The organism is Amycolatopsis sp. NPDC102389 (assembly GCF_044765885.1).
Lineage (GTDB): Bacteria > Actinomycetota > Actinomycetes > Mycobacteriales > Pseudonocardiaceae > Amycolatopsis.
Genome location: NZ_JBIWKX010000050.1, coordinates 1 through 12,791, shown reverse-complemented (window position 1 = coordinate 12,791; position 12,791 = coordinate 1). Strand labels below are relative to the sequence as shown.

Genomic DNA, 12,791 nt, shown 5'->3' with positions numbered 1-12,791 from the left:
TGAGGGCCGGCACCACCCGTGCCCGGCGAGGAGTTGAGGTGACAGTGGAGCTGCTGCGCAATGCCGTGCGGCCCTACGCGTGGGGGTCCAGAACGACGATCCCCGAGCTGCTGGGGCGTCCGGTGCCGGCGCCGCATCCGGAGGCGGAACTGTGGATGGGCGCCCACCCCGGTGACCCGTCCCACGTCATCGGCCCGGACGGCACCGAGCGGAGCCTGCTGGAGCTCGTCGAAGCCGATCCCGTCGGCCAGCTCGGCACGACCTGCGCCGGCCGCTGGGGCGGCAGGCTGCCGTTCCTGCTGAAGATCCTCGCCGCCGAAGAGCCGCTTTCGATGCAGGCGCACCCGTCGGCCGCGCAGGCGGCGGAGGGGTACGCGCGCGAGGAGTCGGCGGGGATCCCGCGCGACGCCTCGAACCGCAACTACCCGGATCCGACGGCGAAGCCGGAACTGGTCTGCGCGCTGACGGAGTTCCACGCGCTGGCCGGCTTCCGCGAACCGGAACGCACGATCGCGCTGCTGAAGGCGATCGAGACGCCGGGGCTGGCGAAGTACGCGGTACTGCTGGAGGCCCAGCCGGATCCGGCCGGGCTGCGCGCGCTGTTCACCACCTGGATCACCCTGCCGCAGGCCGCGCTCGACGAACTGCTGCCCGAGGTCCTCGATTCGTGCGTGAAGCACGTCCAGGAACGCGGCGAGTTCGACCTCGAATGCCGGACCATCCTGGAACTCGGCGAATCGCATCCGCGTGACGCGGGAGTGCTCGCGGCGCTGCTGCTCAACCGGCTCACCCTCAGCGCGGGCGAGGCGATCTACCTGCCCGCCGGCAACCTGCACCTGTACCTGCACGGCACCGCCGTCGAGATCCTGGCGAACTCGGACAACATCCTGCGCTGCGGGCTGACCCCGAAGCACGTCGATGTGCCGGAGCTGCTGCGCGTCGTCGATTTCGCGTGCGGAGAGATGCCGGTCCAGAGCGGTGAGCGCGAGGAGCGTATGTCGGTGTATCGCACCGACGCGCCGGAGTTCGAGCTGTCCCGGATCGAATGGGACGCGGGGGACGACGGCGAGGTCGCCGTCCACGACGTCGGCCCGCAGATCCTGCTGTGCACCGCCGGTGGCCTGCTGGTGACGGCCGACGACGGCGAGCAGGTCGAACTCCGCCGCGGCCAGTCGGTGTGGCTCCCGGCCGCCGATCCGGAGGTCCGTGTGCGGCCGCTGTCCGGTGAGCGCACCCAGGTGTTCCGCGCCACCGCTGGCACCTGCTGATCCCTTCGCATTCAGTCCTCTGGATGCGGTACTTGCACACGCAAGGACCGCATCCAGAGGACTGAACGCGTGTCCTTGGCCGAAGTGTGTGCGTTCCGTGTGGCGGGTTCCGCGACTATCGCCCGAAGGGGTGACCCGGCGCTTGGCGTCGGCTCGCTCCGGATGCCGATAGCCAAGGAGCGACAGCAGTGACTTCCCATCCCGACGCGGCGAGCGGACGCGCTTTCCGGGTGCCGGTTCCCGTGCGCCCCACCGCCCTGCTCGCCGCGCTCGGATTCGCCGTCGTGACCGCGCTCGCCCCGGTCGTCGACCTGGTCCTCCCGGTGCCGACCGGCCAGGACCTGGCCGGTTCGGCGCAGGCGATGGCGGGGCTCGCCGGTGACGCGATCGAGTCGGTCAAGGCCGCGGGGAGCGGTCTGCACGAGCTCGCCGCGGGCGCGGAGAGCAGGCTGAACCTCCCGTTGGTCGTGCTCGTCTCGCTCGGCGCTCAGGTGCTGCTGACCGCCGCGCTGGTGGTGACGGGCACCCAGCCCGTCCGTGTGATGCTGACCGTCGCCGGGCTGATCACCATGTTCGCGGTCTCGCGGCTCGGGCCCGCCTCGCCGCCGGTGTGGGACGCGGTGGCCAACGGCGTGCTGGTGATCGCGCTGGCCTGGTTCTCCACCGGGCTGCGGGAATCCGCGATCTCGGACCGATGACTTCCGGATGGTGCCCGTCTGAGGGGTCGGGCACCATCCGGTCAGGCCGGGGCGGGTTCGGTGAGCGACAACAGCAACCGGACGAGGGTCGAAGCGTTGGCGTCGTGGGGGACTTCCAATCGCTTCGCCTCTTCACCCGCCGCCTCGGCCGCCTTCGTTTCCCCGACGGCCTCGTACGCCCTGCGCAACACGTGCAGGGTGAGGCCCGTCGCCGGTTTCCCGCCCATGGCCCGGAATTCGTCGAGACATCGGCGCAGCACGGGAATCGCGCGGTCGGCCCGGCCGTCGCCGATCCAGCTCGCGGCGATCGCGCGGGTGCAGGAAAGCTCTCTCGGCCGTTCTTCGAGCGCTCCGGCCAGCCGCCGCGCGTTCTCGTAGGCCTTCACCGCGCCGGCGCGCCGTCCGGCTCCCGCGAGGATCGCGCCCTGGGTGCGCAACGACTTCGCCAGCGCCGATTTCGCCGTCGTCCGGCGAAGGACGCGGACCGATTCCTCGATCGTCGCCAAGGCCTCCTCCGGGCGGCCGTCGAGCATCAGCGACCACGAAAGTCCTTGCAGGGCAACGCCGAGTTGCCGGTCGTCAGCCGATTCCCGCGCCTGGGCGAGAATCCGGCGATCGATCTCCAGGGCCTCGGAGATCTTGCCCAGCCTGTGCAGAGCGGCGGATTCCGCCCGCCTCGCATGGGTCCCGGAATCCTCCACAGTGGACATTTCGCGCGCCTGGGTGGCGGCGTGCAGCGATTCCCCGGCCCGGCCGAGCCCGACCAGGCTGTGCGCCAGATTGGTCTCCACCCACGCCCGGGTGGCGAGATCGCCCAGCTCCGCCAATTCCTTCGAACATTCGCGGTAACCCTCGACGGCGCGTTCGTACTCGCCGCGAACGTGCAGCAGCACCGCCAAGTTCGCCTCCGCGATGACGGCGATATGCCTGTCGCCCGCCTCGCGGGCGGCGTCGCGCAACGTCTCGTACGCCGCCCGCATGTCGGTGTAATGACTGTGCAAGTACAGGTACGCGCTCAGCCTTTCCAGTATTCGCAACGCTTTCCGCCGCCAGCCCACGGCGCACAGCGACGCGACGGCGGAGACCAGGTTGGCCCGCTCCACGGAGAACCAGGTGCCGGGATCGCGCAGCAGCCGCTCGACCAGCTCGCCGTCGAGCGGCTGCGCGGGCACGTCGTGATCCGACAACGGCATCGGCACCGTCCTCGGCAGGCGGCGGGCCGCCGTGTCGGCGAGGCACAACGCCGCGTCCGACACCTTCGCGACGGTGGCCACCCGCTCGGCGTGGGTCTCCAGCTCCCGGCCGAGCTCCGTGGCGAACACCCGGACGAGGTCGTGCACGCGGAACCGCTGCTCGCCCGTCGGATCGAGACCGGTGGCTTCGAGGAGGCTGGCTTCGATGAGTTCGTCGATGGCCTCCTCCGCTTCTTCGTCGGCGGTGTCGTTGATGAGCGTCGACACCGCCCACGCGGGCAGATCGAGGGTGCGGCAGCGGCCGATCAGCCGGAACGCGCGCCGTGCCGCCGGGCTCAACGCCTGATAGCTCAACGCGATGCTGCCGCGGACCTGGAGATCGCTGACCTGGAGTTCGTCGAGACGCGAGACCTCGTCCTCCAGTCGGCCGGCGAGCTTCCCGAGCGGCAGGCCCGGCCGCATCGCGAGCCTGCTTCCCGCGATCCGCAACGCCAAGGGAAGATTGCCGCAGGCCTTGGCGATCCGTTCCGCGTCCGCGCGTTCGGCGCCCACCCGGTCCGGCCCGGCCAGCCGGGCCAGCAGGGTCACCGCCTCGGCACCGGACAGTGGCGCGAGCGGGAGACGATCCGCCCCGGCGAGCCCGGAAAGCCGCCGCCTGCTGGTGATCAGGACCGCGCTGCCCGGCGTGCCCGGCAGCAGCGCGCGGACCTGTTCGGGACTCGCTGCGTCGTCGAGCACCACGAGGACCCGCCGATCGGCGAGACGGCCCCGGTAGACCGCGGCCTTGGCCTCGACGTCGTCCGGGATGGCGGGCCCGGTGACGCCCAGCGCGCGCAACAGGTCGCCGAGGACTTCGGAAAGGTCGCGAGGGTCGGAGGCGCCGGACAGCGGGACGAACAGCTGTCCGTCAGGAAAGGACCGGCGGAGCCGGTGCGCGGTGGTGACCGCGAGCGTGGATTTGCCCGCGCCCGGCTCGCCGGTGATGACCGCGACCGGGACGCCCGTACCGTCGCCGAGCAGCCCGGAGAGCTTCGCGATCTCGCTCTCGCGGCCCGCGAGATCCGCGATGTCCGGCGGCAGCTGGCAGATCGGGAAGACCGGCGCCGCCTTGGCCGAGGGCACCGGATCCTCGCCGCGTAACACGGCGGCGTGCACGCGGCGGACCTCGGCGCCGGGCTCCACACCAAGCTCTTCGACGAGGGTGGTGCGCAGATCGCGGTGGACGGCCAGCGAATCGGCCTGCCGCCCGGCGCGGTGCAGCGCGATCATCAGCTGCGCGGCCAGCCGCTCGCGCAGTGGATGCTCGGTGATCATCGCCTGGAGCTCGCCGGTGAGCTCGCCGTGCCTGCCGTCGGACAGTTCGGCGTCGACACAGTCTTCGAAGGCGGCGAGGCGCTCCGACTCGAGCCGGGCGACGTCGGCGTCGAGCCGGGGGATGTGCAGCCCGGAAAGGACCGGGCCCCGCCATTCCGCCAGCGCCCGGCGGTAGTGCCCGGCGGCCGCCGCCGGATCGCCCGCCCGCGCCGCCGCCTTGCCCGCCGCGGCGGCTTCGCGGAAGGACAGCAGATCGAGGTCGGCGGGCTCGACGACCAGCCGGTAGCCATACGGATCCCGCTCGATCTCCAGCCCCTCGAACCGGGCTCGCAGGCGGGAGACGTACGTGTGCAGATTCGAGGAGTACGACTTCGGCGGAGTGTCCGGCCAGAGCGTCTCGACCAGGGCGTCGACCGGAACCGGCGAGTTCGCGTTCAGCAGCAGGACGGCCAGCAGGGCACGCTGATGATCGCCGCGCGGCGTCGTGCGCCGCCCCGGCGGGCCTTCGATCGTCAACGGTCCGAGCACGCCGAATCGCGGCACGGGCACCTCCCCAGGTCATGAGAGGGGCGAGACTAGCGAGGGGGCCCGACAATTCTGTGACCTGTCCCGCCCGGCGCGTACCGGCTCATCTGCACTGCTAGCCTTCGAACCCGGCATATCGGGACACCATCCGGGGAGTTGCACGTGTCTGCAGGTGGCGGAACCAAGGCGATCATCGCCGCGCTCGTGGCGAACGCCGGAATCGCGGCCGCGAAATTCACCGGCTTCCTCATCACGGGGTCGTCCTCGATGCTCGCCGAGTCGGTGCACTCGCTCGCGGACACCTCGAACCAGGGGCTCCTGCTGCTCGGCCAGAAGACCTCGCAGCGCAAGGCGACCCGCACGCACCCGTTCGGTTTCGGGCGGGACCGGTACTTCTACTCGTTCATCGTCGCGCTGATGCTCTTCAGCCTCGGCTCGGTGTTCGCGTTGTACGAGGGCATCCACAAGATCAGCGAGCCGGAGGGCCTGACCTCGCCGCTGGTGGCGGTCGGCATCCTGGTGGTCGCGATCGGGCTCGAGTCGTACTCCTTCTACACCGCGATCCAGGAGTCGAAGAAGATCAAGGGCGACGCGGGCTGGTGGGCGTTCATCCGCCAGGCCAAGACCCCCGAACTCCCGGTGGTCCTGCTGGAGGACGCGGGCGCGCTGCTCGGCCTGGTGTTCGCGCTAGCGGGCGTCGGCCTCTCGGTCGTCACCGGCGACCCGGTCTGGGACGGTATCGGCACCGTGATGATCGGCCTGCTGCTCGGCATCATCGCGATCATCCTGATCATCGAGATGAAGAGCCTGCTGATCGGCGAGGGCGCCTCCGAGACCGACCTCGACACGATCGTCGACGAACTCGCCGCGGGCAAGGTCGAGCGGGTCATCCACATCCGGACGCTGTACATCGGCCCGGACGAGATGCTGGTGGCCGCGAAGCTCGCGCTGGTGCCGGGGCTGGACACCGCGGAAATCGCGCAAGCCATCGACGACGCCGAAGCGCGTGTACGGGCGAAGGTGGCGACGGCGAAGCTGATCTACCTGGAGCCGGATCTGGACCGCGCGCTGGCGTGAGCCTGGCGGGGGTCGGGTGAAAGGTGTCCGTGAAGGCCTCCTTGAGGGACCCAGAGTCCCTCAAGGAGGCCTTCACGGACTTTTGACGCAGTCCGGAGCAACTGTCCGTACTCCGCCGATCACTGCCACGACCTCCGGGTACTTCGTTGCTCTCCCACCGCGCTGCCGTCACGACCGGGCGATAGGGTCCGTTGAACCGCAGTCAGGTGTAGGAGGTCAAGGGTGCCCGGAAACGGTCTGTGGCGTACGAAATCCATCGAGCAGTCCATCGCGGACACCGACGAACCGGGGACCAGGCTCAGGCGGAACCTGAGCGCGTGGGACCTGACCGTCTTCGGTGTCGCCGTCGTCATCGGTGCCGGTATCTTCACCCTCACCGCGCGCACGGCCGGTGACTTCGCGGGACCGTCGGTCTCGCTCGCGTTCGTGTTCGCGGCCATCGCCTGCGCGCTGGCCGCCCTCTGTTACGCGGAATTCGCGTCGACCGTCCCGGTGGCCGGGAGCGCGTACACGTTCTCCTACGCCACGTTCGGCGAGTTCATGGCGTGGATCATCGGCTGGGACCTCATCCTGGAACTCGCCGTCGGCGCGGCCGCGGTGTCGAAGGGCTGGTCCGCCTACCTCGAAACCGTGCTCTCCTACATCTTCGGCAAGGGCACGAAGACGACGTTCGAGATCGGTCCGGTCCCGGTCGACTGGGGCGCCCTGCTCGTGGTGCTGGTGCTGGCCACGTTGCTCGCCGTCGGCACGAAGCTGTCTTCGCGGTTCTCCATGGTGATCACCGGGATCAAGGTCGCGGTGGTGCTGTTCGTGATCGTGCTCGGCATCTTCTACATCAAGGGTTCGAACTACACCCCGTTCGTCCCGGAGGCCCAGTCCGCCGGCGAGTCGGCGTCCACCGGGGTCGACCAGTCGCTGTTCTCGTTGATCGCCGGTGGCGGCAGCAGTTCGTTCGGCGTCTTCGGCCTGCTGGCCGCGGCGTCGCTGGTGTTCTTCGCGTTCATCGGGTTCGACATCGTCGCGACCACCGCCGAGGAGACCCGCAACCCGCAGAAGGCCGTGCCCCGCGGCATCTTCGGCTCGCTCGCCATCGTCACGGTGCTGTACGTGGCCGTGTCGCTCGTGGTCGTCGGGATGGTGAACTACAAGGACCTCGCCACTTCGGCGGGTGACGGCGGCAAGAAGACGCTCGCGTCCGCGTTCGCCGCCAATGGCGTCGACTGGGCGGCCAACATCATCTCCGTCGGCGCTCTCGCCGGTCTGACGACCGTCGTCATGGTGCTGATGCTGGGCCAGATCCGGATCATCTTCGCGATGTCGCGTGACGGCCTGATGCCGCGCGGCCTGGCGAAGACCGGCTCGACCGGGACGCCGAAGCGGGCGACCATCGTCGTCGGCGGGCTGGTCGCGGTCGCGGCGACGTTCTTCCCGGCCGACAAACTCGAGGAAATGGTCAACGTCGGGACGCTTTTCGCTTTCGTTCTGGTCTCCGCGGGTGTGCTGGTACTGCGCAAGACCCGGCCCGATCTGCCCCGCGCGTTCCGGGTGCCGTGGGTTCCGGTGATCCCGATCCTGGCGATCATCGCCTGCCTCTGGCTGATGCTGAACCTGACCGTGCTCACCTGGCTGCGTTTCCTGGCGTGGATGGCGCTGGGCATCGTCATCTACTTCGCCTACAGCCGTCGTCGTTCGCTGCTCGGCAAGCAGAACAAGGGCGAGGTGCCGACGTCCGTTTCGGACTGATCTCTCTCGTTTCGGCGGCCCACCATTCCTTTGTGGATGGTGGGCCGCTTTGTCGGGGGCCCCGGTTTCGGTGTGAAATCGGTGTGCGCTAACGTCCGGGCTCTTGCCTCACCCCGTCGGGTGAACGGAACTCGTGGAGAAACACCGCGAGTTGACCATCGTCCCTCAGAAGAGGCAACCGCGCTTTGCTCGTTTGTCCCCCGATCGGTACAGGAGAGCTCTGAATGCAGATCATTTCCGGACGGCGTGTCCGCTCCGCCGTCACCGTCGTCGCGCTGGCGACGGCCGCCCTGCTCGGCGTCACGGGCACCGCGCTCGCGTGCCACACCGACGACGGCCGGGCCATCCCGACCCCGAAGAACGTCAGCACCTGTGAGAAGGCGAAGCTGCCGGGCACCGAGATCTCGACGAAGGACCTGACCTTCACCGGTGGCACGCAGAAGGACAAGTTCCTCAACATCACCGCGATCGGTGAAGGCGTCACCGTCACCGCGATCGTGGTCAAGGGCGGCGACGGCTACAACATCTACGAGCCCGGCAAGCGCGGTCTCGGGGAGACCCCGCCGTGGGAGAAGCTGCGTTCGCCGATGAACGGCGGCGGCCAGCAGGCCGACATCAGCCACTGGTTCGCCTGTGGTGAGAAGAAGACCAAGCCGACCGAGCCGACGAAGCCGAGCGAGCCGACGAAGACCTCGACGGCCAAGCCGCCGACGACCGCGCCGACCACCACGGACAAGCCGTCGGAGACCTCCGCTCCGTCGAGCACCGCGGTTCCCGCCCCGAACGTCGGCGGTAACGGCGGCAACGGCGGTGGCCTCGCGGACACCGGTTTCGACAACGCCTGGCTGCTGTGGGCCGGTGGCCTGCTGGTGCTGGCCGGTGCCGGCGTCCTGGTCCTGCTGCGCGTGCGTCGCGGCAAGGCCAACTGAAGCTAGCTGATGTCTGAAGGCCCTCTTCCTCGCGAAGGGGGCCTTCAGCGCATCTGCGGGAAGTCCCCGAACAGCGAACCCTGCTCGCCCCAAGCGTTCTTCGGCCGAGGGCGGCCGAGACCGGCGGCCATCGCGACGGCGTTGTCCCATTCGGCGTCGACGACGTAGTCCGTGTGCTTGAGGACGCCGGGCGCCCAGCGGTGCCGTCCGGTCGGGCCGCGCATCGGGTCGGGCAGCCAGTGATCGCCGCCGAGCACGAGAACGCCCTGATCGTCGGCCTCGGCGGCCAGCGGGCCGGTGCCGCCGCCGGGCAGGTAGCCGTCGCCCAGCAGTTTCCCGGCCACCACGCGATGCCGCCACGTCGTGACGCCGCCGCCGAAGATGTCCGTGCCGCGGCACAGCGCCCGCCAGCGGCCGTCGAGACCTTCGTACAGCCCGGCCAGCTGCTTCTGCGGCAGCATCGCGGGGAAGGCACGCTGGTAGCCCCACTGCAGCGGTGAACCCGCGGTCAGCAGCCCGACGCGGTCGCGGTCCTCCGGCGGGAGGTCGGCGATCACGCGCGCGGCGGCGAGCACGGTCAGCAGGCTGCCGAGGTTGTAACCGGACAGCACGACCCGTGTGCCCGGGTCGGCCAGATGTTCCTTGACGCGGTCCGCGAGTTCCGGGACGACCCGGAGCGCGTAGCTCGGCGGGACGGTCGGATGGGCGGCCCGCGGCCAGAAGCACACGAGATCCGCCAGCGCGCCGAGGTGACGGCTGCGTTTGGGGGTCGTCGCGGCGGCGAACACGACGCGCAGCAAGCCCGCCGCCATCGCGCCCAGCGCGAACACGCCGATCGCGGAGATCGGCTTGGACCAGTCGCCCAGCGGGCCGAAGCCGAAGCGCAGCACCAGGAGCACGCCGCCGCCCGCCGCCATCGCGAGCGCCACCGTGAGCGCGAGATGGTGCAGATGCTTGCGTTCCCACGAGGCGCGGGCCCAGACGCGGGCGGCCTCCTCTTCCTGCGCCTTGCTGATCTCCATCAGCGCGACGATCTCCGGGATGCCGCGGCGCAGCCGCCGCAACGGGACGGCGACCGCGAAGCCCAGCACACCGAGCACGACGGCGAGCGCGAGACCGGCGCCCCACAACACGGTCACCAGCGAGTAGGTGTCGGGCAGCCGGAGGTCGCTCGCGCCGACCAGCTGCCGCAGCGCGACCGCGAGCCCCGCGCCGAACCCGCCGCCGAGCAGCCCGGCCAGCGCGACGACCGGCGCCGCGGCCCAGCCGCCGAGCCAGGGCCGCAGCCGGCGCGGCAGGTGTTTCCACGTCGATCGGCCGAGCAGGGCCGCCGGCACGAGGATCAGCGCGAACAGCACGGTCACCGCGACCATCGCCGCGCCCAGCGCTTCGACCGTCCCGTCCGCTCCGCCGAGCCCGCCGCCCGGCAGCCCCGCGGGCAGCGGCGTCCGGCGCACGACGGCGATCCCGACCAGCACGACGGCGACCGCGATCAGCCCGCCCCGGATCACCGGACCGGCCGAGAAACCGACCGTCGAGGCCAGCAGGGCGGCGAGGACGAGCGCCAGCGCGCAGATCCAGACGACCAGGTCGAACGTCGTGGACGGCAGCCGGAACGGCCCGCCGAGCAGCGGAAGCGCGACACAGGTCAAGGCGGCGACGGTGTGCAGCGTGCGCAGCCCCGGCGTCCGCGGCAGGTCCTGCGGTTGCAGCGGGCTCGAACTGTGGGCGCGATGCACCCTGTTCCGCGAGCGCCAGTCCGACGACGGGATCCGGTCGAGCACGAAGATCAGCGCCAGCAACGGCAGTACACCGATCGCCGTCCGCAGCGGCGCGAAGTCCCGCAGGAACGACGGCGTTCCTTCGAGACAGGTCGAACCGGGAGCGAGGCACTGCGCGGCGAAGAGGTCGAGCGAGACCACCGCGAGCTGGCTGATCAGCAGCATCGTCAGCAGCAGCGAGGCCACCCGCAGCAGTGCCCGGCAGGTTCCGCCGAGCAGCGCCGCGAAGCGCCTGCCTTCCGGGACCGGCGGCAGCATCCAGTGCGCGACGTTCGCCAGCGAGAACGGGAACAGCAGCGCCCAGGTCGCCTTCGCCGCGCCCCCGGAGGTCATGCCGCTCCACAGGTAGCCTTCGAGGATGCGCGGGATCGAACGGCCGAGCGCGGGCAGCACCGGACCGGGAGCGGGTCGGCGCAGCCGGTCCGACGGCCGGATCAGCCTGCCGACGCCGTCGCCCGCGACGTCGACCACCGACGTCGAATCCAGCAGGCTTTCACCGCTCGTGCCCACTAGCCCGGGTACGCGTATTTCGACGACGCGGGTATCGGGACCCGGCATGACCACGGTGAAGCCTCCAAACCGTTTCAGTGGGGACTGAACCGACAACGGTACTGTTCCGATGTCATCCAACCTTGGAGGAAGCGCGCATATGACCCCCGAAAGCGTTGCCAAGCGGCACGACACCCGCAACGGCATCGAGTTCGCCGTCGCCGATCTCGAGGCCGCCGAGTTCGGCCGCAAGGAGATCCGCCTCGCCGAGCACGAGATGCCGGGCCTGATGGCGCTGCGCCGCGAATACGCCGAGGTGTATCCCTTGCGGGGAGCCCGGGTTTCGGGCTCGCTGCACATGACGGTACAGACCGCGGTCCTGATCGAAACCCTCGTCGCACTGGGTGCCGAGGTGCGCTGGGCCTCCTGCAACATCTTCTCCACCCAGGACCACGCCGCCGCGGCGATCGTCGTCGGCCCGCACGGCACCCCCGAGGAGCCCAAGGGTGTCCCGGTGTTCGCCTGGAAGGGCGAGTCGCTGGAGGAGTACTGGTGGTGCACCGAGCGGATGCTGACCTGGGACGGTGAAGGTCCCAACATGATCCTCGACGACGGCGGCGACGCCACCATGCTGGTGCACAAGGGAACCGAGTTCGAGAAGGCCGGCGTCGTCCCCTCGCCGGACGAGGACACCTCGGACGAGTTCCGCGTGTTCCTCCAGCTGCTGAAGGCCTCCGTCGCGGCCGACACCGGCAAATGGACCAAGATCGGCGAAGGCGTCCGCGGGGTCACCGAGGAGACCACGACCGGCGTGTTGCGGCTCTACCAGCTCGCCGCGGCCGGTGAGCTGCTGTTCCCGGCGATCAACGTGAACGACGCGGTGACCAAGTCGAAGTTCGACAACCGCTACGGCATCCGGCATTCGCTGATCGACGGCATCAACCGCGGTACCGACGTCCTCATCGGCGGCAAGGTCGCGGTCGTCTGCGGTTACGGCGACGTCGGCAAGGGCGCCGCGGAATCGCTGCGCGGCCAGGGCGCGCGGGTGATCGTCACCGAGATCGACCCGATCTGCGCGCTGCAGGCGGCGATGGACGGCTACCAGGTCAAGAAGCTGGAGAACGTCCTCGGCGAGGCCGACATCATCATCACGACCACCGGGAACAAGGACGTCGTGCTCGTCGAGCACATGGCGCGGATGAAGCACCAGGCGATCCTGGGCAACATCGGCCACTTCGACAACGAGCTCGACATGGCGGGCCTGCAGCGCTACCCGGGCATCCGGCGGATCAACATCAAGCCGCAGGTCGACGAGTGGGTGTTCCCCGACGGCAAGAGCATTATCGTGCTGTCGGAGGGTCGCCTGCTGAACCTGGGCAACGCCACCGGGCACCCGTCGTTCGTGATGTCGAACAGCTTCTCCAACCAGGTGATCGCGCAGATCGAGCTGTTCACCAAGCACGAGGAGTACGACAAGGAGGTCTTCCGCCTCCCGAAGAAGCTCGACGAGAAGGTCGCGAAGATCCACCTCGACGCGCTCGGCGGTGAGCTCACGAAGCTGACCAAGGAGCAGGCCGAGTACATCGACGTGGACGTCGAAGGACCCTTCAAGACCGACCACTACCGGTACTGATCGCTGCCGCGCTCGTGAGTGGTGGGGGGGGGGGGGTGGGGGGGGGCCCCCAACCCCGCCCCCCCCCGCCCCCCCCCCCCCCCCCCCACCCGGCCCCCCCCCCCCCCCCGGCCGGGCGGGACAACACCAGAACGCCCCCCA

General features: G+C 70.0%; 8 protein-coding genes. 6 read left to right on the top strand and 2 right to left on the bottom strand.

Features of this window, described 5'->3' with window-relative positions; all coding sequences use genetic code 11:
* Positions 1-44: 44 nt before the first annotated feature.
* Positions 45-1,268 carry a mannose-6-phosphate isomerase, class I gene (gene manA, locus ACIRGA_RS31545; RefSeq protein ID WP_400947946.1) on the top strand — a complete coding sequence of 408 codons (1,224 nt, stop codon included), beginning with the start codon at positions 45-47 and terminating at the stop codon, positions 1,266-1,268.
* 188 nt (positions 1,269-1,456) lie between these two features.
* The gene (locus ACIRGA_RS31540; RefSeq protein WP_400947854.1) at positions 1,457-1,966 is read left to right on the top strand and encodes a hypothetical protein; all 510 of its coding nucleotides are present in this window, start codon (positions 1,457-1,459) and stop codon (positions 1,964-1,966) included.
* A 41-nt stretch (positions 1,967-2,007) separates the two neighbouring features.
* Here ACIRGA_RS31540 and ACIRGA_RS31535 read toward each other — a convergent pair whose 3' ends face one another.
* Positions 2,008-5,016 carry a BTAD domain-containing putative transcriptional regulator gene (locus ACIRGA_RS31535; protein ID WP_400947851.1) on the bottom strand — a complete coding sequence of 1,003 codons (3,009 nt, stop codon included), beginning with the start codon at positions 5,014-5,016 and terminating at the stop codon, positions 2,008-2,010.
* Positions 5,017-5,160: 144 nt separating this feature from the next.
* On the opposite strand from ACIRGA_RS31535, the gene ACIRGA_RS31530 reads away from it, so the two are divergent.
* The 3 genes from ACIRGA_RS31530 to ACIRGA_RS31520 all read left to right on the top strand — a co-directional run bounded on the left by ACIRGA_RS31530 (position 5,161) and on the right by ACIRGA_RS31520 (position 8,747).
* A complete protein-coding gene (locus ACIRGA_RS31530; protein ID WP_400947848.1) occupies positions 5,161-6,075 on the top strand; it encodes a cation diffusion facilitator family transporter in 915 nt (304 codons plus the stop codon).
* A gap of 222 nt (positions 6,076-6,297) precedes the next feature.
* Positions 6,298-7,818, top strand: coding sequence for an amino acid permease (locus ACIRGA_RS31525; RefSeq protein WP_400947845.1), 1,521 nt, complete (start codon positions 6,298-6,300; stop codon positions 7,816-7,818).
* 224 nt (positions 7,819-8,042) lie between these two features.
* Positions 8,043-8,747 carry an LPXTG cell wall anchor domain-containing protein gene (locus tag ACIRGA_RS31520; protein WP_400947843.1) on the top strand — a complete coding sequence of 235 codons (705 nt, stop codon included), beginning with the start codon at positions 8,043-8,045 and terminating at the stop codon, positions 8,745-8,747.
* Between the two features lie 44 nt (positions 8,748-8,791).
* Here the strand turns inward: ACIRGA_RS31520 and ACIRGA_RS31515 are convergent, their stop codons facing one another.
* Complete coding sequence (locus ACIRGA_RS31515) at positions 8,792-11,086, bottom strand: hypothetical protein (protein ID WP_400947841.1); 2,295 nt, start codon at positions 11,084-11,086, stop codon at positions 8,792-8,794.
* Between the two features lie 91 nt (positions 11,087-11,177).
* Here ACIRGA_RS31515 and ahcY point away from each other — a divergent pair, with 91 nt between their 5' ends.
* The gene (ahcY, locus tag ACIRGA_RS31510; RefSeq protein WP_400947839.1) at positions 11,178-12,650 is read left to right on the top strand and encodes an adenosylhomocysteinase; all 1,473 of its coding nucleotides are present in this window, start codon (positions 11,178-11,180) and stop codon (positions 12,648-12,650) included.
* Positions 12,651-12,791 lie beyond the last annotated feature (141 nt).

Bases quoted from the DNA above. Each gene is read 5' to 3' on its own strand.
- ACIRGA_RS31520 (WP_400947843.1), top strand. From the start codon at position 8,043: ATGCAGATCATTTCCGGACGGCGTGTCCGCTCCGCCGTCACCGTCGTC.
- ahcY (WP_400947839.1), top strand. From the start codon at position 11,178: ATGACCCCCGAAAGCGTTGCCAAGCGGCACGACACCCGCAACGGCATC.
- ACIRGA_RS31515 (WP_400947841.1), bottom strand. From the start codon at position 11,086: ATGCCGGGTCCCGATACCCGCGTCGTCGAAATACGCGTACCCGGGCTA.